23 protein-coding genes and 1 other RNA gene are annotated in these 22,737 nt (G+C 48.3%); 13 read left to right on the top strand and 11 right to left on the bottom strand.

The genetic code is table 11. The annotated features are described in order from the left end of the window. Window positions 1-61: 61 nt before the first annotated feature. From ACO6V1_RS14985 to ACO6V1_RS15000, 4 genes are all read right to left on the bottom strand, one after another. Window positions 62-817, bottom strand: a complete 756-nt coding sequence (locus ACO6V1_RS14985) for a DNA-binding domain-containing protein (protein ID WP_422460373.1) — start codon at window positions 815-817, stop codon at window positions 62-64. Then, the gene (locus ACO6V1_RS14990) at window positions 810-1,661 is read right to left on the bottom strand and encodes a DUF692 domain-containing protein (protein WP_422460371.1); all 852 of its coding nucleotides are present in this window, start codon (window positions 1,659-1,661) and stop codon (window positions 810-812) included. Before ACO6V1_RS14990 ends, ACO6V1_RS14985 begins: the two co-directional genes overlap by 8 nt. Beyond that, on the bottom strand, window positions 1,661-2,011 hold the full coding sequence (locus ACO6V1_RS14995; protein WP_422450034.1) for a hypothetical protein: 351 nt from the start codon (window positions 2,009-2,011) through the stop codon (window positions 1,661-1,663). The genes ACO6V1_RS14990 and ACO6V1_RS14995 overlap by 1 nt, the downstream gene beginning before the upstream one ends. A gap of 140 nt (window positions 2,012-2,151) precedes the next feature. Next, on the bottom strand, window positions 2,152-3,210 hold the full coding sequence (locus ACO6V1_RS15000; protein WP_422467446.1) for an aldose epimerase family protein: 1,059 nt from the start codon (window positions 3,208-3,210) through the stop codon (window positions 2,152-2,154). 417 nt (window positions 3,211-3,627) lie between these two features. On the opposite strand from ACO6V1_RS15000, the gene ssrA reads away from it, so the two are divergent. Beyond that, window positions 3,628-4,012, top strand: a transfer-messenger RNA (tmRNA) gene (gene ssrA, locus ACO6V1_RS15005). Between the two features lie 269 nt (window positions 4,013-4,281). Here the strand turns inward: ssrA and ACO6V1_RS15010 are convergent. The 4 genes from ACO6V1_RS15010 to ACO6V1_RS15025 form a co-directional block, all read right to left on the bottom strand. Further along, window positions 4,282-4,665 (bottom strand): hypothetical protein, encoded by a 384-nt coding sequence (locus ACO6V1_RS15010; RefSeq protein ID WP_422450036.1) that lies wholly within the window; start codon window positions 4,663-4,665, stop codon window positions 4,282-4,284. A gap of 50 nt (window positions 4,666-4,715) precedes the next feature. Beyond that, on the bottom strand, window positions 4,716-5,012 hold the full coding sequence (locus tag ACO6V1_RS15015) for a hypothetical protein (protein ID WP_422450037.1): 297 nt from the start codon (window positions 5,010-5,012) through the stop codon (window positions 4,716-4,718). A gap of 623 nt (window positions 5,013-5,635) precedes the next feature. Beyond that, entirely contained in the window at window positions 5,636-6,331 is a 696-nt protein-coding gene (locus tag ACO6V1_RS15020) for a hypothetical protein (protein WP_422450038.1), read from the bottom strand. A gap of 167 nt (window positions 6,332-6,498) precedes the next feature. Continuing rightward, entirely contained in the window at window positions 6,499-8,781 is a 2,283-nt protein-coding gene (locus tag ACO6V1_RS15025) for a hypothetical protein (RefSeq protein WP_422467448.1), read from the bottom strand. A gap of 706 nt (window positions 8,782-9,487) precedes the next feature. On the opposite strand from ACO6V1_RS15025, the gene ACO6V1_RS15030 reads away from it, so the two are divergent. Then, a complete protein-coding gene (locus ACO6V1_RS15030) occupies window positions 9,488-10,984 on the top strand; it encodes an Eco57I restriction-modification methylase domain-containing protein (protein ID WP_422450040.1) in 1,497 nt (498 codons plus the stop codon). 69 nt (window positions 10,985-11,053) lie between these two features. Here the strand turns inward: ACO6V1_RS15030 and ACO6V1_RS15035 are convergent, their stop codons facing one another. Then, on the bottom strand, window positions 11,054-11,425 hold the full coding sequence (locus ACO6V1_RS15035; protein ID WP_422467450.1) for a hypothetical protein: 372 nt from the start codon (window positions 11,423-11,425) through the stop codon (window positions 11,054-11,056). A gap of 308 nt (window positions 11,426-11,733) precedes the next feature. Between ACO6V1_RS15035 and ACO6V1_RS15040 the strand changes: the two genes are divergently transcribed. Next, on the top strand, window positions 11,734-11,988 hold the full coding sequence (locus tag ACO6V1_RS15040) for a hypothetical protein (protein ID WP_101745073.1): 255 nt from the start codon (window positions 11,734-11,736) through the stop codon (window positions 11,986-11,988). Between the two features lie 199 nt (window positions 11,989-12,187). Continuing rightward, entirely contained in the window at window positions 12,188-13,111 is a 924-nt protein-coding gene (locus ACO6V1_RS15045) for a transposase (RefSeq protein WP_422467452.1), read from the top strand. Between the two features lie 268 nt (window positions 13,112-13,379). Here the strand turns inward: ACO6V1_RS15045 and ACO6V1_RS15050 are convergent, their stop codons facing one another. After that, window positions 13,380-15,515, bottom strand: a complete 2,136-nt coding sequence (locus ACO6V1_RS15050; protein WP_422467454.1) for a hypothetical protein — start codon at window positions 15,513-15,515, stop codon at window positions 13,380-13,382. 361 nt (window positions 15,516-15,876) lie between these two features. Between ACO6V1_RS15050 and ACO6V1_RS15055 the strand changes: the two genes are divergently transcribed. Further along, window positions 15,877-16,332, top strand: coding sequence for a YcgN family cysteine cluster protein (locus ACO6V1_RS15055; protein WP_422467456.1), 456 nt, complete (start codon window positions 15,877-15,879; stop codon window positions 16,330-16,332). A gap of 24 nt (window positions 16,333-16,356) precedes the next feature. Here ACO6V1_RS15055 and ACO6V1_RS15060 read toward each other — a convergent pair whose 3' ends face one another. Continuing rightward, window positions 16,357-17,115 (bottom strand): HpcH/HpaI aldolase family protein, encoded by a 759-nt coding sequence (locus ACO6V1_RS15060; protein ID WP_422467458.1) that lies wholly within the window; start codon window positions 17,113-17,115, stop codon window positions 16,357-16,359. A 226-nt stretch (window positions 17,116-17,341) separates the two neighbouring features. Here ACO6V1_RS15060 and ACO6V1_RS15065 point away from each other — a divergent pair, with 226 nt between their 5' ends. From ACO6V1_RS15065 to modC, 8 genes are all read left to right on the top strand, one after another. Next, window positions 17,342-17,920 carry a molybdenum cofactor guanylyltransferase gene (locus ACO6V1_RS15065; RefSeq protein ID WP_422460361.1) on the top strand — a complete coding sequence of 193 codons (579 nt, stop codon included), beginning with the start codon at window positions 17,342-17,344 and terminating at the stop codon, window positions 17,918-17,920. A gap of 75 nt (window positions 17,921-17,995) precedes the next feature. Further along, window positions 17,996-18,532: a molybdenum cofactor biosynthesis protein B gene (moaB, locus tag ACO6V1_RS15070; protein ID WP_422467460.1), complete on the top strand. Its 537-nt coding sequence runs from the start codon at window positions 17,996-17,998 to the stop codon at window positions 18,530-18,532. Between the two features lie 2 nt (window positions 18,533-18,534). Next, window positions 18,535-19,059: a cyclic pyranopterin monophosphate synthase MoaC gene (gene moaC, locus ACO6V1_RS15075; protein ID WP_422467462.1), complete on the top strand. Its 525-nt coding sequence runs from the start codon at window positions 18,535-18,537 to the stop codon at window positions 19,057-19,059. Beyond that, window positions 19,056-19,307, top strand: a complete 252-nt coding sequence (locus ACO6V1_RS15080; RefSeq protein ID WP_269676508.1) for a MoaD/ThiS family protein — start codon at window positions 19,056-19,058, stop codon at window positions 19,305-19,307. The genes moaC and ACO6V1_RS15080 overlap by 4 nt, the downstream gene beginning before the upstream one ends. Before the next feature lie 135 nt (window positions 19,308-19,442). Beyond that, window positions 19,443-19,886 (top strand): molybdopterin synthase catalytic subunit MoaE, encoded by a 444-nt coding sequence (gene moaE, locus ACO6V1_RS15085; RefSeq protein WP_422460355.1) that lies wholly within the window; start codon window positions 19,443-19,445, stop codon window positions 19,884-19,886. A 29-nt stretch (window positions 19,887-19,915) separates the two neighbouring features. Beyond that, window positions 19,916-20,710, top strand: a complete 795-nt coding sequence (gene modA, locus ACO6V1_RS15090; protein ID WP_422467464.1) for a molybdate ABC transporter substrate-binding protein — start codon at window positions 19,916-19,918, stop codon at window positions 20,708-20,710. Continuing rightward, window positions 20,711-21,403 (top strand): molybdate ABC transporter permease subunit, encoded by a 693-nt coding sequence (modB, locus tag ACO6V1_RS15095; protein ID WP_422467466.1) that lies wholly within the window; start codon window positions 20,711-20,713, stop codon window positions 21,401-21,403. It abuts the gene before it with no gap. After that, window positions 21,403-22,476, top strand: a complete 1,074-nt coding sequence (modC, locus tag ACO6V1_RS15100; protein ID WP_422467467.1) for a molybdenum ABC transporter ATP-binding protein — start codon at window positions 21,403-21,405, stop codon at window positions 22,474-22,476. Before modB ends, modC begins: the two co-directional genes overlap by 1 nt. Window positions 22,477-22,737: the final 261 nt, after the last annotated feature.

Below are 22,737 nucleotides of genomic sequence, written 5' to 3' on the forward strand. Positions count from 1 at the left end.
GCTCCCAGGGGTAGAGTGCCCCTGGGTTTTTTAGTCATAACTGTCGAATATTATTCTTGCTTTAAAGCCTTCCCACAATCAAACCCAGTTGATAAAAACGCATCAATGCCTGCTCAGCATAAGGCTTGACCCGGGTTCGCTCAGCCGTCGTCAGATGTTGCAATGTCTGTTTGATAAGCTGCTCCCGGTTCACCGGCTGATCCAGGGTGGAGGCAGTTTGAAAAAGCTGCCAGGCCAGTGCATCCACCGTCAGAAACCGCGTTTCATTTTCCTGACGGTAAACAATCAGCAGGGTTGGTTGTTCGGGAGCGGCCTGTGGTTGAAAGTCACGGCTGACGGTATGGACAGGGTATTGGTAGGCGGCGGCCACGGCATTAACCGACCATATCAGTGCATCTTCACAGTCTGAAAAAACCGCGATTGCTGTGGCGGCTGGTTCGTCCTGTTCATTGCCCAGCAACAGGGTTTCCAGCCATTCATAGTGGGCCAGTTCCCGGAGGAACGGTGGCAGAGTGTGGGACTTATCAGTCACTGGATTAGTATTAAGCCAGGCCAGAAACTCCCCGGAGATATCAATAAAGTAGGGGGAGCTGGCAGGGTGATCGGCAATAAAGCGATCCACCAGATGATTGAACGCCTCCTCCGGCAATAACTTTTTCAACACCGGGAAGCCTTGGCTGACAAAGTTAGATATATTGTTTCGGATCAGCCGGGAGTAAACGGCAAAGCGTTCCGGCTTTATCTGCTCAAATGGATTATCAGTCTGATGACGTATAGCCTCGGTAAACTGCTGTTGAACTATCTGGAAATCATCCACAGGCGTACTCCTTCTGCTGATGCATCACAGAGTGCTGAATCCGGTGTATGGAATCGAGCTCTTCAACCAGTTTATCCAGTGGCGGAATATTAAAGTCCCGCTCCAGTAGCGTTGGGAAAACGCCGTGGTATTGGTAAGCTTTGCCAAGCAGCTGCCAGACATCATCGCGAACTGGTGCGCCATGACTGTCGATAATAAGGTCCGGCTGCTCAACATAATGACCGGCAATATGGCCGTAGCTGATACGCTCAGTGGGCAACTGCCTCAGAAACGTATCTGCGTCATAACCATGATTGACGCTGTTGACAAAAATATTGTTGATATCCAGCAGCAGCTCACAATCCGCAAGTTCCAGAACCCGATGAATAAACTCAATTTCCGGCATCTGTTGCCCGGGAGCGCAGTAGTAAGAGACGTTCTCCACCGCAATGGGCTCACCCAGAAAGTCCTGGGTCTGTTTTATCCGGTCCGCCACGTAATGTGAAGCCGCTTTGGTAAAGGGAATAGGCATCAGGTCATAGAGATGCCCCTGGTCAGAGCAGTAACTCAGGTGTTCGGTGTAACGAACTACCTGATGCGCCTGTAGAAATGCCCTGATATCGCGCAGCAGATTCATATCCAGCGGTGTCGGACCACCCAGTGACAGGGAGAGACCGTGGCAAACCAGCGGTGTCTGATCGAGAATCTGCTCCAGCAGCTGGCGTCTCTGTTGCGGCGCTTTAATCCAGTTTTCCGGAGCAATCTCCAGAAACTGAACAGAGGAGGGCACCTTTTTGGCCAGGCTCTGAAGATGCTCCCGGCGCAGGCCAAGGCCTGCACCGCTGAGTGAAGGAACAGGCTTCATCAGGCGGCTCCGCACTTGCCTTCGCCGCATTTGCCTTCTTCATCCTTGCTGGCTGATTCGCCGCACTTGCCTTCACCGCATTTGCCTTCGCCCGCTTTCATGGCACTGTCGCCACCGCATTTGCCCTCACCACACTTCCCTTCGTCCGCTTTGGCCGATGCCGAAGATGCACCACATTTGCCTTCACCACATTTGCCCTCATCCACCTGTTTTTCCGCCAGCACAATGCCCTCATAGCCCTGGCTCAAAGAGCTGATGGAGCCGGTCATATCGGCACTGACGGTGACGGATGCAGCGGAAACCAGAGTGGCAGCAACCAGGTTGGTCAGTTTGTTGGTTTTTGTTGTCATGGTGACTCTCCTGTCGTTTTTTAACCGACCGCAAAGTGCGGACTTATCAATACAACGGGAAAGTCGGTGGGATGTTACAGATTCGTTGAAAAAAAATGGAAAAATAATTTCAGGCCGGTGGTTCCGGCCTGAAAGGGCCTTTATAAAAGGCCAAAGCGGAAAATAGTTTTTTCCTGATAGGTTTCACCGGGATTCAGCCGGGTTGAAGGAAACTCCGGCCTGTTGGGGGAGTCCGGAAAATGCTGGGTCTCCAGGCAGAAACCTGCCCGCATACCATATTGGCTGCCACCCCGTGCAGGCTCACCTGCCAGATAGTTGCCGGTATAGAACTGCACTCCCGGTTGAGTGGTAAGTACCTCCAGGGTACGACCACTGTCTGGTTCTTCTACTCGGGCGACAGGTGTCAGAGCGCGATCATTCCCCCTCTCCGTCCAGATAACCCAGTTATGATCGTATCCCCTGGCCTGCTTCAGCTGAACAAAGTCTTGGGCGATATCCTGACCAATAGGCTTCATAGTGGTGAAATCCATGGGGGTGTTAATGACTGGCTCAATCTCACCGTATGGAATGGACGTTTCATCCGTTGGGGTGAACTGGCGGCAGTGCAGCAGCAGCCGGTGGCTGAGACAGTCGTCACTGCCATTAAGGTTGAAATAAGCGTGGTTGGTCAGGTTAACCACGGTGGGGGCGTCCGTCGTTGCCCGATACTCAATACCCAGCTCATTCTGGTTATTCAGGGTGTAGATCACGTTGACACTCAGGTTACCGGGATAACCCTCTTCACCATCTTCTGATTCATAGTCAAGGGACAGTGTGCATATGTCGCCTCTGGTATGGGACTCTGCCCGCCACAGGGAATGATCAAACCCAACCTTGCCACCATGCAGGTGATTCGGTGCATTGTTACAAGCCAGCTGAAACGGTTCACCCTCAAGTTTAAATTCTCCCCTGACGATGCGGTTGGCATAACGGCCAACAATGGCACCAAAATAAGCACTGGACCGCTCGTAATCCGCCACCGAATCACAGCCCAGGGTGACTTCACCCATATTACCTGCTTTATCCGGAACACGAATGCTCTGGATAATACCGCCCATGGTCAGGACGGTGACTTCCATGCCTTGCTGGTTACAGAGGCGGAAGGCATACACCGGTTTACCGGAGCGAGTGGCTCCAAACACTTCCTGAAAAATCTTCATAAATACGCCATTGCCCTGGAAAACAAATCGCCAACTTTCATAACCCAACTTGCAGAGAAAGTGGAGTGAGGTCTGAGGAGTGTTCACATGGAAAATTGTGAACATCCCTGGTGGGTAAAGAAAAATTCACGCAGTCAGCGTTATCACCAAAGATAGCTATAGTATCCAAGGCTTGTATATCAATTCACTGATGGACGTCATGCCCGTGGGTATTTTTAGCACATTTTGTAACCGCTGATCGTATGCAAGTGCTGCTTGGCAATGACTACACCATCGGGCAGGGGAGATACGATTATGGCCCGGCCTGTTGCACCACCGGATCGCATTGGTACGTCATGGCGTGAACAGCGTAATGTAGCCACTGATGTTCTCCAGCCATTGCGACATCGGCCTCTATGCTCTATAACTATTAACTCTGGGGGCGATTCGGATTCGACGACGGTATTGAACCCTGAGGTGCATGCCGAGGGCGTAGTGGTTCTCGTTAATCAAAACACTACAAACCTATTAGTTGCCAATGATAGCAACTTTGAAGCTGCAGCAGCCGCTGCTTAATCGTACTTAACACTACGAAGCTTCCAGTCTAACCGGTTCGTCTGCTGGCTGGTATTCAGACTGTCATCGTAAGCGGGCTCGCCACGATCAGCAGGTCTCTGGCTGACGGGCTAAAACTTGTGAGAATCGCACTGAAGAACCCCGACCACTGGGTCGCTACGGTGTAAAAACTAAAGGTGGATCTAAGCATGTAGAGCCAAAGGCTGAGAGCTGGCGGACGCGGGTTCAAGTCCCGCCGCCTCCACCACATATAAACCTCGTAGGTTATTCATCTACGAGGTTTTTTATGGTTGACCAGAAGGTAGTTTTGTCTAATCGTTCAGAAAGTGTCCAACCGGATTTTTTTGAAGTGAGTCGGATTGGCTCAATACACACAAATAGAAATAATTTATACACTGGTGATTCATGAGAACCAATATTTCAATGGCATGAAGCTTCCAGACAGAAAGTGCTGGGTATTCAGCGTCGGAGCCGACCACAGCGACAACCCCTATGGCACGGTGGATATTGAGAACATTACTGAGACAATTGTCGAATTGCAGCATCATAAAACCTGCATGCCCTGTCGTGTAGATATTTGCCAATTTCGTACATTTTGTAATGGCCAACACTGGCACCAAAAACAACTAAAGACAATACAAGTGATTGTTCATCAATTATTGAATCATCTTGCTTGAGTTCCAGATACTTAAGGTATGCTTCGGGAGTCGTACGCTTGGCAAAATAATTCTCGGCGGGTGAACTGTAAAAAGCATTGATCTGATTGCAAATAGCGACGGTTGCCACTCCAGTACACACTGAGAAGATGCCTTTTTTAATCAATTCAGCTGATGATATTGGTGATAATGCAGGAGGCATTTGCAGATTGGCTGAAATTGCAGAGTTGTTGACAGGTCCCACGGTATAACCTCGATTGAAATGACAAATTATTGATTTTTTTATCTGTGAGATCAGGCAAAGTAGCTGCATGTCCGGTTGTATATGGATTTAGCTATGGACGTACCAAGGTTATACAAATCAGTCAGGCCACCACTGGCAGAAAATATGACTATCGGGATTAACACATCCTGGACAGTAATGCCAAAATCGTTGAGTTTAATGTATTCAAGACGTTGACCATGAGGCAGGTTATCGAAAGCAAAATTCCTGGCAGGCAATTCATGCTTCCGGCGAATTTCATCACAGGCAAAGGCGGTAACAAATCCAGCTTGAACTGAGAGATTGGCTTTTAATCCAACCTTACTCAACTGTGAAAATATTGTAAGAGTCTCCGAATTCCGTGGTGGTATAGTTGCCACGGAATTATTGGCAGTAGAGAGCGTTAGCATTTATGAACCTCTAATCGAATTTTTTAGGATTATTTGACTAAACAAATATTGACCACGCTGACAGAAGTAAAGTTCAATCCAGCGTATTTTTTTATAAGCCTTAATCTTGCTTGTGCAAGACAGCTCAAAGCGAATAGTCAGGCAGAATGGCGAATTATGGCGTTAACAGAACAATCGTTCCGTATATGAGATGTGCATCAGATATATTGATTTGTTATGCCTCCTTACCCCTCTTTTAGAAACAGCTTCGATGGAATCGCATTTTTATGGTCAAAAGAAGTATGTATCCGACCTTCACCACCCCTTGGTAACATTTTGATTTTAAACGATTAAAAATCGTGCCAACCATATATTCGAATAGAATATATGCTTCAAAATCAAATGATTACGTTATTTTGGTGGTGAAAGTGGGATGTATAAATCTAGGACTAAAACTATATGAATCCAAGTTTTTGGAATTTGAGGTGTTGAGAGACAGCGGCATCACTGACAGTGGGCTGTCCCAGTTTATGAAAGTGGTGCAGGCGCTTCAGAGCGCCTTACTATTCATGCTCAAGAATATGAGAGATGTGGTTTGATAGTGGAGTGTTATCATGAACTGTCTTTATTAGATTCTCTACTTCCTGAAAAGTCCTCCCCGAATAAATGGCATCAACTCTTAAACCAGATGGATCTCCTTTAAATAAAACATTGTTGGGATTATTTGGATCTTCTACAATATTACAGGCTTTACGAGGTGCCATAAGAAATACATGCCCATTTTCAAATAACCCTGTGAGCAAAGGGTATACTTTATCACTGTATTTAAGGGTTGTGTTACTCAGATTCATAATTGCATAGAGATTTTTTATATTTACTTGCTTTGGCTCATAATTAAGCCCTGAGCGGTGGTCATATTCATAACGTGTATAAGAATGTTCAAATATGCCTGAGTTGTAAATTGATATAAAATTCTTATATTTATCAGGATTTGCTATTGCTTCCATATTCTTGAATTGAATTGGACGCTGTAAATCTTCGATAGCCCTTTGATCAATAGATTTGTTGGTATTATGGCATGTCTGCTCCAGTTGGAGTTCGTCAGGCTGAGCCAGTTCATTTGCGTTAGGTTGAATCGCCTCAACTGGCAAATAGTTGAAATTGCCAGGTTGTCGCTGTTGGTCTTCTGTTGAGTTTGCTGATTGCGGTAGAGCTTTGGGCAATAATTCTGTTGGATTATTTGAAATATTGGTTAGCATAAGATCGTCATTAAATTTTATTTACCTATATTTTTGATCCTAAGTTTACAAAAAAGTTCCATTTACGGAAATTTTCTGGCTGCTATACAGTTAATAGTCCAATTCCCTGTTCCCTCTTAACCATTCCCTCACAAACTGTTTTATTTCAGCCAGCAGATTTGACTCACTTATCTGACCGCATTCCAGTTGTCCGAAATCGCAGGTAATCCCATTGCCTTATATATGCAGTTACTCCCTTTTTCCTGATTAAAGCAGTCAAGAGCCAGTGGATTTCTCACCTTTACAGGGAAGGCCTGCCTCTGATCACTTCTGCCAACCACAAGATAATAGCCACCTGTCGGTTTGTCATGGAACAAGGCAATGACCATGCTTTTGATGTGCTCGGCCCTGGCTCTTTCAACGCTGGTGGGTGGTCGTTTTGTGTTTGTCCCGGCTCCTTCAACGATCTGTTTCAGTGTGGATATAACTTCTGAGCCAAAAAGTGTCTCCAGAAATGTGTGTCTTTGCTGAGCTGTGAATAGTTCCAGCCGCTTGCAGTCTCTGTAATCAAATAAGGGCCTGCCAATGAAATCGTCGTACATCGCCTTGGCCATAAGCTCGAACTCCTGATCAGCAGGAGATGCTTTGCGCTCCTGGTCATATCCCCAGCCGAATGGATATTGCTTCAGCTTAAAGAGTCGTAATATATCATCGGCGTATTTCCGGACACATTGGCGCTGACTCTCTGAGTGTCTGGAGGCTCCTTTGTCAAACTCAGCCAAAAATTCCCCGCGAGTCCATTTTGCCGGATCCCCTTTGACATCCCAGCTTTTTGGAAAGACCACTGATTGTTTCAGCAGGTGCAGCATTGTTCCATCAATATTGCCCCCGTTGCCAGGCACTTTTTTATTGTCTGCTATTTCAGAGAGTTTTCTTGCCGAGGGTGGAGCAATCTTTTCGGCAATCTGGCGGTAGCCTACGGTTTGTGAAAACTTGTGGACACATTCGCTGGGTTTCATGGCCTGCTGTTTGACCCGGTTAAGATCACTGACAATGGCTTTTGATTTTTCTGCACAGCGCTCTTCCAGAAATTGATCCAGCTCTTTTCTTTCAGGCTCGCTTTGACAGTTTTCTACAAACTTCAGCACCGCATCTGCAATAGCCATATCCCCCTTAAGCTTGCGGATGTCGGCGATTGATGGGTAGGTTTTGGTGACAGTGACAGGCTTTGGTGTTTCCCTGGCAACAGCTGGTTTGCTGGTGACAGGTTTTGCTGCGGGCTGTGGAGTAGATGGTTTCGACCTCACTGGCGCTGGCTTTGTCTCTTCTTCTTTGTTCTTTTTGGACTGTTCAAGGAATTTCCACCCCTCTTCAAGTGTTCTGTCTACCTCCTCCATTTCCTTATCTATGGCTTCGCGGCGCTTTCTTTCCACTTCTGACTCTTTTTGGCCATCATTATTTGAGTCTGGCTCATTGACACCAGAATCAGAGCCCGGGTCTCTGCTCTCTGGAGCAGAAGGGATAGAAACTCCAGAGTCTCTTACCAGTGCGTTTACTTCATTGCTCATGAAGTTAAAAGCGGAAAGTGTCTGTAACCTGCGAAGAAGGGATTTATCGGTATCCGATTCAACCTTCTCCAGAGCATCTTTAAACGTGGGGTTACTGAAGGCTTCCGATATGCAGGCAGTTCTGACGTCGTCCATCAGCATGCCCAATTTCTCGGTCATTTGTTCGATCGCATGCTTGATGATTTCGCCCTTTGCTTTCATTCCTGCTGGCATTTGTCTGTCGAGCTGATACACGCGTCGTACGAACTCAGTAAAATGATGTGCTGCTTTTTCCTTATCGGGAGAGACAAAGTCGTGAGCCCTGAAAGTAAATAGCTCTTTTAATTCCAAAATGGCTTTTTGTCCCTTCCCCTCTCTGATTTTTCTCAAATTCTGGGAAAGTTTAATTTCAAACGTCTGATAACCCTGATCAGGTAATTCAGGAATAAAAGGGAGTGCTATATCTTCATCGAACAGTTCATCCAGCTCTGAGTCTGAAATTTCAATCTCATCGGCTTGCTTCCGGGAAGGTGGCTCTTTAGGCCTTTCCGGCTCTTTAGGCCTTGCCGGTTCTTTAGGCCTTTCCAGCTCTTTAGGCCTTTCCGGCTCTTTCCTCTTCTTTTTGGGTGCTGGTTTTTCCATCTCTGGCATCATCATGCCGAACAGTTTTTCATGTTCCAGGCAGGAAGCCTTGTCAGCCCGCCTCGGGAGAAAAGTGTGTACTTTGCTGACAACCTGGGGGTTGTACTTGTCGAGGCTTTTCCGGGTGGACGCAAAACTCTTACTGAAATTAAATGGTTGGCCTGGATCTTTATCTCCCCGGTGGCAAGTCTGTTGCTCTGTATGGGCAGAGTCACTGCCACGGCGGGCAGCAGAAGAATGTGTGTCCAGTTTGTATAGAAAGAGCTGGTTATTAGTATCCACTTGATAATCCCTGACTTAAATAACTTGAGTTAATTAAAGTTGGAGTTTTGTGAGTCCAAAAAATTCAATTTCAGCTCAGGGAATTCATCATTAATTTATAAATTACTGAATAAAAAAGTTATTTTATACTCCTTTGGATGCGTTTAAATGACGGTTTATTTGGGATAATAGTACCTATTAGCTCTCCGCAGGGGGGCAATTCTCAAAACTAACTGGATGCAGGAGCTAGTACATCATTTCGATGAGATTGATATGTACAATCTCCGTTCACCCTGAGCGGAGTCGAAGGGTGATTGGCACAGTCTTTATGCAGGGTATGGTGTTTAAGCTCTTCGTCCGTGCATCCTGAGCCGAAGGGCGCTCAGGACGAACGGAGCTTGGGAGTCATTGAAAAAGGAACCCATCAATTACATTGAAACCATTTACCAGAGCAACGCAGGAACAGTTGCCGAGAGTGACTGTCCACTTAATCAGAAAATATGATTTCATTTGGTTAACTACTTATATAATAAACCGCTAGAATCAACCCTCTATCGAAGCAATAAATGATTTAAATAATGAAAATCCCGGTTGCTTCCGGCCAGCTTTGCCATTATGTTTAACTGTTTTTTTATACAGTCTCAGTCTGGGTTTTCTGGTAAACGCAGATGCACCGATTAGCCTGTCAGATTCATTACAACCAGCAAAGCATGGAGACTTCAGGGACTTGTTACACATTATTGATGATATTCGGCAACAAGCCGCCTTGAAACTTGATCAAGCCAAACGGAGCGAGCAAGGTCAGTATATGACACCCGCTCCAACAGCTGAGCTGTTGGCGTCCATGTTTGATAATCTCAGCGGCGATATCTCATTGCTGGACGCAGGGGCAGGTGTTGGCTCCCTGACCGCTGCTTTTTTGCAAAGAGTGGTTCAGGAAGGCGATGTCAATAAAATTACCGCTACCGCCTACGAAACCGACAAGGTTTTGATTAATAACTTGCACAATAGCATGGCTCTGTTTGCCGAAGTTGCAGGGGAGCAAAAGATTCAGTGGCACAGTAATATTATCCCGGCCGATTTTATTGAGAGTGCTGTCAATCAATTGCAGGCGATTTATGTCGATGCAACCCCTATAATTCGTTACAACAAGGCGATTCTTAATCCACCTTATTTCAAGATCGGCAGTAAAAGCCGCCATCGAAAGTTACTCCAGCAGGTAGGCATCGAAACCGGCAACCTCTATTCCGCCTTTGTTGCACTTGCCATCAAACTTCTTGAGCCTGGTGGTGAACTGGTGGCCATTACCCCGCGCAGTTTCTGCAATGGCCCGTACTTTAAAGGATTCAGGGATATCCTGTTAGAGGATACTGCACTGAAGAAAATCCGGGTATTCAACAGCCGTACGAAAGCGTTTAAAGGCGACAAAGTCCTGCAGGAAAATGTGATTTTCCACCTGGTAAAGGGGGAGCCACAGGGGGATGTGGAAATTTCATCCAGCAGTTGTGCTGAAGACCCAGAACCGATTATTCGAATCACCCCTTTCCATGAAGTGGTTAATTCAGATAATCCAGACCGTTTTATCCATATTGTGACCTCAGAGCAGGAAGCCGATATCGCCGTTAAGGTGGGCGGTTTGCCGTGCTCATTGTCTGATTTGGGTCTTGATGTCAGCACCGGAAAAGTGGTTGATTTCAGGACCAGGGATAACCTCAGAATGGAGCCCGAAGCGCAGACTGTGCCACTGATTTATCCCATGCATTTAAAAAATGGTTCTATCGTATGGCCAATAAGCAATGTAAAAAAACCGAATGCCCTGCTTAACAACAGTGAAACCGCCAAACTGATGGTTCCCAACGGCACTTATATATTGACCAAACGACTGACAGCAAAAGAAGAAAAACGCCGGATTGTTGCCTCCCTCTATGAACCGTCTGTTGCTGACGTAGACGTTGTAGGCTTTGAGAATAAAACCAACTATTTTCATGCCTTGGGCAAACCGTTGCCGCAGGATCTTGCCAGAGGCTTATGGCTGTTTTTGAATAGCACCATTGTTGATCAATATTTTCGGCAGTTTAACGGGCACACCCAGGTCAACGCCACAGACCTGAGAAACTTGCGTTACCCCACAATAGAGCAGTTGCAAGCTTTAGGGCATGGAGCAAAAGGAAGCTCGCTGCCATCTCAGGAGGAGATCAATCGTCTGGTGTCGGCTATTTTATAGACAGCGGATCACGCTTGCAAAATATGAATATTTCTTGATGGGTCCTCCTGAATCCACAACCAAGTATCATCAGCAAGGTTTTTCAATCGGCCCTGTCGATCTGCCGCCTTTCTCCCAAAGAGGTTTCAGCCAGTAATCCCTTCCTTCACGATCAAGCTTAGTATTCTGGCCTCTTTGTAAGATACCAATATGTGCTCCAACGTGAGCTGTAGCTGCGCCATCTTTGAATGCTGTACCAATGGGTGCCTTACTGAACCAGTTGGAGCGGGTATCCAGGAGAGAAAAAACAGCATCCACCATGTCTGGTGTTTTTCGGTCAATTCTCTGAAGCACTTCAGCAATTTTCGTCTTTGATATTCCGGAAAACTCTTCGGGCACTGCGGTCCCTTCTTCAGAAATCAGTTTGTTTCTCAGTGCAATAGCATCGTCGACTACGCCCATGATTACTTCAACCTTTTGGCACATGTGCGCGAATTTTATCGATCTATTAGAAAGGAATATACAACGGAATACTTCTGACTAATTTACACAATAATTCGACTCAATTGCTTATCTGAGCCGCCTGGTTCCGTGTTTTTGTAAAATACTCGCATTGCAACGTATCAATGCTTGCGATTATCCGGGGTGCTCAGCCAAGGATAATCCCATTTTTCCCATATTGGGGATGGGATACCGTTTCTGAACTTAGTACCATTGTCTTCTAGTCGTCTGCTGCGCTCAGCAGAAGTAATATCAAAGGAGACGTTGCTATGGATCGTATCCATCTGGCACAGGTGCCACGAAACAACCAGGGCAAGATCAGTTACTCGTCTATCCCGTCCATGGCAGTGCGGGTGATGGTGGCTGAAGAGGAACTGTCGGTTCTGCAACGGCGGGTGAAGCGGCACCATGATGTTCGTGACCGGTTGCACATTGGTGAAGAGGAACTGGCTGGGCTGGAGGCGCATATTGCTGATTTGGAAGAGAAGTTGGTTGAGTGGCGGGCGTTACTGGCGGAGGCGTGAAAGCGGTTACTTTTACAGCCTGATGGTCACAGCCGCCAGAGTCTCTTCACTGAGAAAAATAAGACATCCACATTTTTCTTGATCATTCAGACATCTCGACTACTTTTTAAGCATCAAAAACTTAAAGATCGCTACTAAAGTCATGACGACTGCTCGGAAAAACTTGATAGACCCAGTCTGTACACCTTATTACCACTGCATGGCTCGCTGCGTTCGTCAAGCCTTTCTCTGTGGTAAAGATTCGTTTTCCGGCAAGGACTGCGAACACCGTCGCCTATGGGGGGAAGACCGAATTCAACAGCTATCGTCAATCTTTGCATTGGAAGTTTGTGCTTATGCGGTCATGTCCAATCATTACCACATCGTGCTTTACATCAACCGTAAACAGGCCAGGAGCTGGTCTACCAATGAGATTCTCACTCGTTGGTCTTCCCTATTTTCAGGCCCGATGCTGGTCCAACGATTTCTCTCTGGCGAACAATTGCGCGAGGCAGACAAGCTACGGGTGGATGAGTTTGCTGAAGAATATCGTTGTCGTTTGATGGATATCGGCTGGTTTATGAGATGCCTCAACGAACATCTGGCCAGAAAAGCCAATAAAGAGGATAACTGTAAGGGAAGGTTCTGGGAAGGACGTTACAAAAGCCAGGCGCTGCTCGACGATGCGGCTCTGCTGACTTGTATGGCCTATGTTGATTTAAACCCTGTTCGAGCCAAAATGGCGAAATCGCCAGAGACCTCTGAATACACTTCTATCAGCAAACGGACGAAATACTACTCAGCTCCATCCGGCAAAAAGCAACCTGCCAAATTGAAGCCCTTCAAAGAGCCAGGACAAAACCCTGACCATGCATTGCCTTATGCACTCAGTAGTTATTTTGAACTGGTTGACTGGTCGGGAGGAATTGTTCGTCAAGGTAAGCGAGGTTGTTTAAACGACAACATTCCCTCAACACTTAAGTTTTTTGATATTCCGCCGGATGAGTGGTTTAAAACCATGCAGTGGAATAACCGTTTCTATCGGGCCGTTGGTACGCTGGCATCACTGAAAAGTTATGCTGAAAAAATGGGAAAGTCCTGGATACATGGTCAGAGTACCAGCGCTTTGCTATTTGCAGGCTAACTTTCCGTCCGCCATATTGTTGAAGCTGAAAAAAACTCTGACTTCAGCCCCTGTCCTTCACTACGCTATAGACTCTGGCAGCTCATAAGTGAACATTTCTGAGTTCTGATTGCTTTTCTCTTCCTTGACTGTGACTTTCATTTCCGCAATTAGCGAACGAAATATTTGATTATCCTGGCTTTAAAATCTTTGGGTGTCCTTTTCTTCCCTTCAAAATCTTTGGGTGTCCTTTTCTTCTCCTTTTCTTCCTTGTCAGGCTAATGAATGATTAATCATCATTCGGCTCTTCAATCTGCATATTTCTCAGTACGCTCATGGTCACAACATCCGAATCAACCTGACGATGGGTGTAATAACGCCAGGCGAATAAAGCACCGAGACCCAGAGCAGCCGCCACCCCTATAGAAATCCCGACAATGGCCCCAGTGCTTAGGGTTGTTCCTGCCTGGACTCCTGTTACCAGGGAGGTTAATGCTGTTGAGGCTCCGGTATAATTCACCAGTCCGGTATTCAGCGTCGATGGAGCACTTGAACTTGGCAGGGAGGAGGGTGCAAACAGCAAATCCGTTGCTGTACAGTTCCCGTAACCTTTTGAAGGCTGATTAATTACCCGACAATCATTGGTCACAAATCGTTGATCAGCAATATCACACAACTGATCTAAAGAGGACTGGGACACATTGCCGACATTTTGCAACCTGCCGTTTACAGTGACGTTCACTGCCTGAACACTGTTTGTCATTTTAATAACAGAGGGGTGACTGGTAGAATAGATGAATTGATCCATCGATCCAGCAGCAATACCTCTTTCTGCATATTTACCTCTGGCAGTAATGCCGCCTCTCACCGCAATAATGTCCTCTGTTTTTCCCCCATTAAAATAACCGGTCCCAATGGCAGCATCAGCGTAATCTCCGGAGGTATTGACGAAACAGTCAATGGCCCTGGTATCAAGAACCTCACATCGAGTTTCACCCACACCAATGGCGGCTTCCGCGCCATCTCCCAGGGTCGTTACATTACATGCTATTGCTGTTGTTCCTGCTAGCAGTCCACCAGATTTACATTCACCAGCACCGATACCAGCATCTGAAAAAACTCCTTCGGTCTTCACTGAACTGTTCACAGCGGTCAACTTTTCCAGTTTGCCCCCGTCATATATTATTCCCCCACCAATGCCGGCGAAACTATCAGTCGCATCCGTTTCAACCTGACTGTCCAGAACGGTAAGATGGTTAATTCGGCCCTCAACGATTCCGGCACCAATGCCGGCGCGGGAGTGGTCACGATTTGTTTTGACCCGACTGTTGTTTACAGTCACATGTTGTATATCTCCTTCAGCCCTACCACTGACAATACCAACAGCTCCAGATTTACCAGTACTGGTCACTGAGCAATTATTGACCCCAACTTGCTCAATATAGCTATTCTCCTGCTGGTGACCTGTTATCACACCTGCATGAGTCATCGATGCTGCGCCACGCACTCCATCCTTGTTAGTCAAAACGCTGGAATGTTCTATCAGTAGGTTTTCCAGACGGCTTCCTTCGCCCATTTTACAGGCGACTACGGCACTGTATTTATCATTACTCTCAACATGGGCCTGCACCATGCGCAGATCACGGACAACACCATGCTCTGCAACCTTGCCAAATAAACAACGTCTCTGACCAGTGATCTTATGGCATCCGCCATCGTAATCCCCATAAAACGGTTGATCTTCACTGCCAATGGTTACATCGCTGTTGATATCCTGAGTCTGGATATAATGAGCCGATAACGGGTAACTGTCATTTTGGCCAATTTGTTCCAATGTTTCCCGGTTTGGTACCGGAATCGTGTGATCCGTTGCATTGCTCGGTGCAGGTGTAGCAGCAGAAACGGGTATCTGCCCCATAGTGACCATGGCAGCAGCGGTGAGCACTTCCCGGGTCATACTACTTTGGGCGACCGGTCGGCGCTTCTCACCGGTACATTTTTGCCCGGAAAGCTCTCCCTTTACAGCATCTTTTTCTTGCATGTAGTCAATGGCTTTACCGGCAAAATTACCAGCGAAACATAATTTAGAAGCCACATCAGCCAACACTTTCACTTGCGGAACCCAGGCTCCCGCCAGTTGAGCGACTAATCCAGCACCCTGGCAGATATCATTCAGCATTGATTGGCTGGGTAGTGCAACTGGCTTTGAATCATACGGCACTGATTCATTATTATTGGCTGAAGGCTGCTGGTAATCAGGAGAGAGCGACTGAAAAAAAGGAATGACGGCAGAGCGAACAATGACACTCAAACCATTTAACTGCCCGGTATTACCCGTCCCGGTGTTCTCCTGCTCGGGAGATGTACTGAAAACGTTGCCCGGGTATGTTACTGCAGCATAATTCTTTTCGGTTGGTGTTTGCATACTCTTTCTCCAGATTCATGAGGAAAATCATAATCCTTGTGATTGCTTTTAATAACAAAAGACTAATGCACGACTTTAGACGGCATCACGAGTATAAATAAAGCAATGAAAACAACAGTAACACGACGATATTCTGTTATTCATCTCAACGCATCCCATCTGCCGAACAGATTAGAGGAGGAGGGATAAATCGCCAATTTGAAGCAAACCAGAATTCAGCGAAGCAGTGTCGATGACCTTCAGTCCATTATCGATGGTTATAACGTGTGATAATTACTGAACCGTGAACTCGCGTATTGCCATCTGTTGAAGTGGTAGTATGCTCAGGCAAATCCAATGTTATATCGTGTTCAGGTGTTTGATGAGTGAGCAGGAACCTGCATTCTGGCAGGTAAAATCGTTAACCGAGATGACGCCCGAAGAGTGGGAGTCGCTCTGTGATGGCTGTGGTCGCTGCTGCCTCAATAAGATTATTGATGCGGATACGGATGAGATTCACACAACGGCGGTAGCCTGTCGGCTGCTGGATCTGGGGACCTGCCGCTGCAGGCATTATAAACACCGTCGCAAGTATGTGGAGGACTGCATCAAGTTTACCCCGAAAACCCTGCATGAGCATTTGCCATGGCTGCCGGACAGCTGCGCTTATCATCTGCTCTACCATGGTTATGACCTGCCGCAATGGCATCCTCTGAAAACCGGAAGCTCGGACTCTGTCCATGAATCCGGCTTCTCCATCAAGGGCAAGGACATCGCTTCAGAAGAAGATGTTCCGGACCCTTCGGACTGGTTTGATTATATTATCCGGGTGAAGTGAGGCGGTTTCTGAACGACTTTCAGATTACGGCCTCAGTGATTGGATGGTGTGTGTGGCACCCGCGCGGACGAAGTCAGCGTCACAGCCAGCGGTGACCAGGCTGAACCCTTTTTTTCGCATACGATCAGCGAACTGTGGCCCCATGCAATGAATGGCTGCGGGAACATTATGTTTTTTGCTGCAGGCAAGGATATGTTCGATGGCCTCCATAACGGGAGCCTCATAGTGGTCAGGTTGGGGCTGACAGCCCAGGGCGTAGGACAGGTCAAAGGGGCCAATATAGATAGCTCCCAGTCCTTCGGTGCTGAGGATATCATCCAGGTTATCCAGAGCCTGACGGGTCTCTATCATGACCATGGGCAAAATGGTCTCTTCTGCTTTTTCCGGGTAATCACTGCCGGCATAGATCATCGCCCTGCTGGGGCCAAAGCTGCGGTTGCCTTTGGCGGGGTAACGGCAGGTGGCGACAAATTCCCGGGTCTGCTCTGCGGTTTCAATCATTGGGCAGATAACGCCATAAGCACCGGCATCCAGCATCTTCATAATGATGCCCGGATCAAGCCAGGGAACCCTGACCAGCGGAGTCACCGGGGTGGTGGATATGGCCTGCAACATGGCCAGGGCTGATTCAAAGCCAATCATGCCGTGCTGCATATCGATGGTTATTGAGTCAAAACCCTGGTGGGCAATCAGCTCCGCCGTCATTGGGCTTGGATGGATAAGCCAGCAGTTGATGGCTGTCTGGTTCTGCTGGAAAAGGCTCAGTACCTGATTCTTTCTCATTGTTGATCATTGTTATCTATTTGCTGTGGTCAAAACAGTATAGCCAACGGACGAACGGGTTAAGCGGCGGCTTTTCTGTATGATAATTGATCCCAAGGCTTGTCAGCGGGGTGGAAAACCTTACACTAGCCGTTTGTCTGTCCGGAGACAGGGGCGTTCTGACGGACGCTATTTCCGGACAATCTCCGGGTTAAATTGAATATTGGCACAAAGAGTCTGTGATCGAATGACAGCCCATGGCACACTCTACGGCCTGGTTCTGGCTGGTGGTCGTTCCTCCCGTATGGGGCAGGATAAGTCACGGCTGAACTGGTGTGGCAAACCGCTTTACCAACATATAGCTGCTCTGCTGGCCGGGGCCGGGATTGATCAGGTTCTGATCAGCGGGTCCGGTTTTGCCCCGGATGACTCTGTTATTGCCGATGTGGTTCCCGGAAGAGGCCCGCTCAGTGGCATTCATGCGGCTTTACAGCGACTGCTGGATGGCGACCGGCTGCTGGTGATTCCTGTGGATATGCCACTGGTTCCTGCCGATGCGATCCGGACACTTGGCGATCAACAGCAGGCGTGTTGTTTTGCGGGCTTTAATCTGCCGATGATATTGCCGGTCACTTCAACATTGCGGCAAGCCGTTGAGCGTGCCATAACCAGTGACAATCCGAAGGACTATGCCCTGTGGCGTCTGCATCAGCTTTCAGGTGGACAGACCCTGGCGCTGCCGTCATCCATGGCAGACCTTTTTGTCAACGTCAATACGCCAGAAGACTGGCATAATCTGGTTAATAAGGCGGTTGTTCAGACGTAAACTGTCGTCCAAATTGCGGACCTGGTCATGAGCACCCCTGAATACGATTGAAAATAGACTGGAGCGAGAATAGCCATGGCTCATAATCAGTTTGATGAGTTTATTCCTGTAAATATTGCCGTGTTGACGGTGTCCGACACCCGTACCGAAGAAAACGACACATCCGGTCACTTACTGGTTGAGAGCCTGACCGCCGCTGGTCACAAACTTGTTGACAAGGCCATTGTAAAAGACGACATCTACAAGATTCGCGAAGTCGCATCCCGCTGGATTGCCAGTGATGCAGGGTCCCCAGACTGTGTGCAGGCCGTGCTGGTCACAGGCGGTACCGGTTTCTCTGGCAGAGACAGCACACCAGAAGCGCTGTTGCCTGTTTTTGACAAGCAGATTGATGGTTATGGCGAGCTGTTCCGCCAGCTTTCCTATGATCAGATCAAAACCTCCACCATCCAGTCCCGTACCGTGGCGGGCATGGCCAATGGCACCGTTATTTTTGTTATGCCCGGCTCCAATAATGCCTGTAAGACCGCCTGGGAAGGCATTATCAGGGATCAGCTGAACAGCCAGCATCGTCCATGTAACTTTGTTGAACAATTGAAAAAGGCAGGGTAATCATGTCGTCTGCCAATAGTGCCCTCAGCCATATTGATAGTGATGGTAAGGCCAGCATGGTTGATGTTGGTGAAAAAGACATCACACGCCGTGAAGCCAGGGCCGAAGGTTATATCTACATGGCACCTGAGACACTGGCGCTGGTAAAAGACAACGGCCTTAAAAAAGGGGACGTACTTGCCGTGGCCAGAATTGCCGGCATTCAGGCGGCTAAACAGTGCAGCCAGCTGGTGCCGCTTTGCCACCCGTTGATGCTGAACTTTATCGGTGTTGAGTTTCAGCTTGAAGACGCGGCTTCAGTGAATTGTGAAGCCTGCATTCGAATTGAAACCTGTTGTCGTTTGAATGGCAAAACCGGCGTTGAGATTGAAGCGCTGACAGCGGCATCGGTTGCTGCCCTGACGATCTATGATATGTGCAAGGCAGTGGATAAAGAGATGCATATTGAAGGCATTCGTGTGCTGGAAAAGGGTGGTGGTCGCAGTGGTCACTATATTCATGGTTCAGCGACAGGTGGTGCAGCATGATTACAGTACGTTTCTTTGCCAGTTTTCGGGAAAAGCTGAACTGCGAACAGTTGACCTTGGAAGAAGGGGAGTATGCTCCCTTGCTGTCCGCATTAAAAAGTCAGTTGGCGGACCAAGGTGAAGGCTGGCGTGAAGTCATGATGAGTGAGCGTACTCTGGTTGCCATCAATCAGACCATGACTCGTCAGGATGTCACATTGCAGTCTGGTGATGAGGTCGCCTTTTTTCCTCCGGTGACCGGCGGGTGATTTTTATTTGAACCACGAAGATACAAAGGCGTTATTTTGTTCTCGTTCCCACAGTCTGAGACTGTCGCGAAAGCCCCGGGAAAACTTTGTGTCTTTGTGGTGAAAAGTGGTGCCAAAACAAACAGGATCAGAACCTTGATTGCCATTCAAACAGAAGACTTTAACCCCGCCCAGGAATATGAACGCCTGGAAGGGAATAAGTCATCAGGAGCGATTGTCACTTTTACCGGTACGGTTCGCGATATGAACCTTGGGGATAAGGTGGGTGGCCTGTTTCTGGAACATTATCCGGGGATGACGGAAAAAGCCCTGCAGGAAATTATCGATGAAGCCATGGCACGTTGGGAGCTTCAAACTGTCCGGGTTATCCATCGCATTGGTCAGATGTACCCCGGGGAGCGAATTGTTTTTGTGGGAGTCGCCAGCGCCCATCGCAAAGAAGCGTTTGCAGCCTGTGAGTTTATTATGGATTACCTGAAAACCCGTGCGCCGTTCTGGAAGAAAGAGACGACACCGGAAGGGGATCGCTGGGTGGATGAGCGTGAGTCTGATCAGGCAGCGGCGGATCGCTGGCTTTAACCTTCGAACTCATAAAGAACACCTGCTTCATGTTAAGAACAGTATTTTTAGCATTCTTGCTCTCTTGCCTGGGGGTGTTGGTCTACGCAGAAGAACTGAAAGTGGCCGTTGCAGCAAACTTCAAACCATCGCTGGACGTTTTGGCAAAGGCATTTGAGGCAGACACCGGGCACCGGTTGTTGATCTCCTCGGCCTCGACCGGTGTGCTGTATAACCAGATTACCCACGGTGCGCCTTTCGATATCTTTCTGTCAGCAGATAGCCTCAGACCGAAGCTGCTGGAACAAAAAGGACTGACGCTAAAGGCCAGTCGACACCCTTATGCCCTGGGAGAACTGGTGCTATGGAGCCCCGGGTTTTCCGCTAAAGAAGGGAAAATCATGACCCTGGAGGATCTGGCGGTTTATCAGGGACGCCTGGCCATTGCCAATCCGGCAACGGCACCTTATGGTCTGGCGGCACAGCAGGTGCTGGAAAAGCTGGGTTTCTGGTCCTCGTTCCGCACCCGTCTGGTTCAGGGGGCCAGTGTCCAGCAGGCCTGGCAGTTTGTGGCCAGCGGTAATATTCCCGCTGGGCTGGTGGCGAAAGCGCAGCTGGTAGACCACGATGGTCATATTTTTTCGATTCCTGCAACGTTGTATGATCCGATTCAGCAGGATCTGGTTATCTTAAAGCGCACCAGGCAACCTGAGGCGGCCAGGGCATTTGTGGCGTTTATTTTGTCACCATCTGCCCAGCGCACCATTGCCAGACAGGGGTACTTCCCTGTATCAACGACAATGGCCGATAAAACAACGTCCGAAAATCGAAGGGAAGCGCTCTGAATGCTGCTCACTGCTGTCTGGGTCACGCTGAAACTGGCCACCATTACCACCGTGATTCTGATGCTGCTGGCGATTCCCATGGCCTGGGGGCTGGCCAATATGCAGAGTCGGCTAAGGCCCCTGTTGGAAGCCCTGGTGGGGCTGCCAATGGTATTACCGCCCACCGTCCTTGGCTTTTATATACTGTTGCTTTGCTCACCAAATTACGCTCCCGGGCAGCTCTGGCTGTCCCTGACCGGCACCACCCTGGCGTTCAGTTTTACCGGGCTAGTGATCGCTTCTGTTATCTGCTCAATGCCCTTTGTCGTGCAGCCTTTACAACGGGCGTTTGAACAACTTGATAAAGGTCTGCTTGAGGCGGCAGCCATGATGGGGGCCGGGCGCATGGACCGTTTCTTTAATGTGGTACTGCCCTGTACCCGCCGGGCGATGATTCTGGCGGCCTGCATGGGGTTTGCCCATACCGTTGGGGAGTTTGGTGTGGTGCTGATGATTGGCGGCAATATTCCCGGAGAGACACAGGTGCTGTCCATTGCCCTGTTCGATGCCGTGGAATCACAGCAGTTTACCGAAGCGCACCAGATTGCCGCGGGACTGATGGTGTTTGCCATGATTCTGCTGGTTACCCTTTACAGCCTTGATCGTCAGCCCGTGGCTCAATTACCCCTCCAATCACACCCTGGTCGTTATTAATGCTAAGAATTGATATTCAGCTGCCCCGGGACCGCTTTGTTCTTAGTGTTGATGAGTCACTGGATACCGATAACACCTGGGCCATGATGGGGCGTTCCGGGTGTGGTAAAACCTCTTTGCTGAGAACCATCGCGGGTTTGGAAAGTCATGCCAGGGGGCGGCTTCAGTTTAATGATGAAATCTGGCAGGACTCGGAACAGGGAATATGGGTTCCGCCGGAGCAACGGGGCATTGGCTATATATTTCAGGAAGCCAGGCTGTTTCCCCATCTGGACGTTATGGAAAACCTCCGGTTTGCCTTGCAGCGGGCCAGGGCCAATGTTGCCATGCCGTCATTATCCGAGGTGGTTGAGCAGCTCGATATTGTGCATCTACTGGGGCGTACGGTTGATAAACTGTCTGGCGGTGAGAAACAGCGTGTGGCTATTGCCCGCACCTTATTAAGTGCACCCCGTCTTCTATTAATGGATGAACCGCTGGCGTCACTGGACTGGTCATCAAAAACAAGCATTCTTCCCTGTTTGAGAAATATCCATCAGCACTTTGGCATACCGGTTGTTATGGTGAGTCATGCCCGTGAAGAGGTGGCACGGCTGGCTGATAAACTGCTGCTTATTGATCAGGGGCAGGTTGTATCCCGGGGCGAGTGTCGTCAATTACTCAGTCGGCCAGGTTCTTTATTAACCCGGGATGACTGTGCACTGTCGATTCTGGAAGTGCAGGTGGGCAGCCACGATCAGGAATATGGTTTCACTGAGCTGTTATTGGGTGACCAGAAATTGCTGGTCAATCAGGTTTCAGCACTGCCGGGAACCGGCCTGAGAGTGATATTGCCGGCTCAGGAAGTCAGTATTGTGGTGGAAGATATCCACTGCACAAGTGTTCAGAATCGAGTGGCAGCAACGATTCAGGCTATTCAGGAACTGGATTCCAAAAATGTCATGCTGTTTATGGCGGCGGAAGGGCAGACATTGCTGGCGCTGGTCACCAGAAGAGCGCTGGGGTTATTGAATTTGTCGGTGGGGCAACGTGTTTTTGCCCATTTTAAAGGCTCCTGTCTGGATGTTATCTAATACTCAACGAAGGAGAGGTTTTGAATGGAAGCGTGTGCTAACTTTTGACAAAGGTTTCAAGTAGAAAAAGTAAAACGCTCCCATTTTGTTTTTCTTCTGTCGTTAGCATTGGATCAAATGAAACCGGGTTTTGATTCCATTAGTCCGACCCTCATTGGATGGGAACTTCTGTGCGCCATTGTATCGTTTTGGAACTTTTTTCTACCAATGGGCTGTGCAGTGCTGCTGGTTTGATTTCCTCTAGAGGGCTGGATTAAGTAA

The sequence above is a fragment of the Endozoicomonas sp. ALC013 genome (assembly GCF_049310205.1).
Taxonomy (GTDB): domain Bacteria; phylum Pseudomonadota; class Gammaproteobacteria; order Pseudomonadales; family Endozoicomonadaceae; genus Endozoicomonas.

Excerpts from the sequence above, each read along its gene's own strand:
- ACO6V1_RS14990 (WP_422460371.1), bottom strand. The coding sequence starts at position 1,661 with ATGAAGCCTGTTCCTTCACTCAGCGGTGCAGGCCTTGGCCTGCGCCGG.
- ACO6V1_RS14995 (WP_422450034.1), bottom strand. The coding sequence starts at position 2,011 with ATGACAACAAAAACCAACAAACTGACCAACCTGGTTGCTGCCACTCTG.
- ACO6V1_RS15000 (WP_422467446.1), bottom strand. The coding sequence starts at position 3,210 with ATGAAGATTTTTCAGGAAGTGTTTGGAGCCACTCGCTCCGGTAAACCG.
- ACO6V1_RS15020 (WP_422450038.1), bottom strand. The coding sequence starts at position 6,331 with ATGCTAACCAATATTTCAAATAATCCAACAGAATTATTGCCCAAAGCT.
- ACO6V1_RS15035 (WP_422467450.1), bottom strand. The coding sequence starts at position 11,425 with ATGGGCGTAGTCGACGATGCTATTGCACTGAGAAACAAACTGATTTCT.
- ACO6V1_RS15040 (WP_101745073.1), top strand. The coding sequence starts at position 11,734 with ATGGATCGTATCCATCTGGCACAGGTGCCACGAAACAACCAGGGCAAG.
- ACO6V1_RS15045 (WP_422467452.1), top strand. The coding sequence starts at position 12,188 with ATGGCTCGCTGCGTTCGTCAAGCCTTTCTCTGTGGTAAAGATTCGTTT.
- ACO6V1_RS15050 (WP_422467454.1), bottom strand. The coding sequence starts at position 15,515 with ATGCAAACACCAACCGAAAAGAATTATGCTGCAGTAACATACCCGGGC.
- ACO6V1_RS15055 (WP_422467456.1), top strand. The coding sequence starts at position 15,877 with ATGAGTGAGCAGGAACCTGCATTCTGGCAGGTAAAATCGTTAACCGAG.
- ACO6V1_RS15060 (WP_422467458.1), bottom strand. The coding sequence starts at position 17,115 with ATGAGAAAGAATCAGGTACTGAGCCTTTTCCAGCAGAACCAGACAGCC.
- ACO6V1_RS15065 (WP_422460361.1), top strand. The coding sequence starts at position 17,342 with ATGACAGCCCATGGCACACTCTACGGCCTGGTTCTGGCTGGTGGTCGT.
- moaB (WP_422467460.1), top strand. The coding sequence starts at position 17,996 with ATGGCTCATAATCAGTTTGATGAGTTTATTCCTGTAAATATTGCCGTG.
- moaC (WP_422467462.1), top strand. The coding sequence starts at position 18,535 with ATGTCGTCTGCCAATAGTGCCCTCAGCCATATTGATAGTGATGGTAAG.
- ACO6V1_RS15080 (WP_269676508.1), top strand. The coding sequence starts at position 19,056 with ATGATTACAGTACGTTTCTTTGCCAGTTTTCGGGAAAAGCTGAACTGC.
- modA (WP_422467464.1), top strand. The coding sequence starts at position 19,916 with ATGTTAAGAACAGTATTTTTAGCATTCTTGCTCTCTTGCCTGGGGGTG.
- modB (WP_422467466.1), top strand. The coding sequence starts at position 20,711 with ATGCTGCTCACTGCTGTCTGGGTCACGCTGAAACTGGCCACCATTACC.
- modC (WP_422467467.1), top strand. The coding sequence starts at position 21,403 with ATGCTAAGAATTGATATTCAGCTGCCCCGGGACCGCTTTGTTCTTAGT.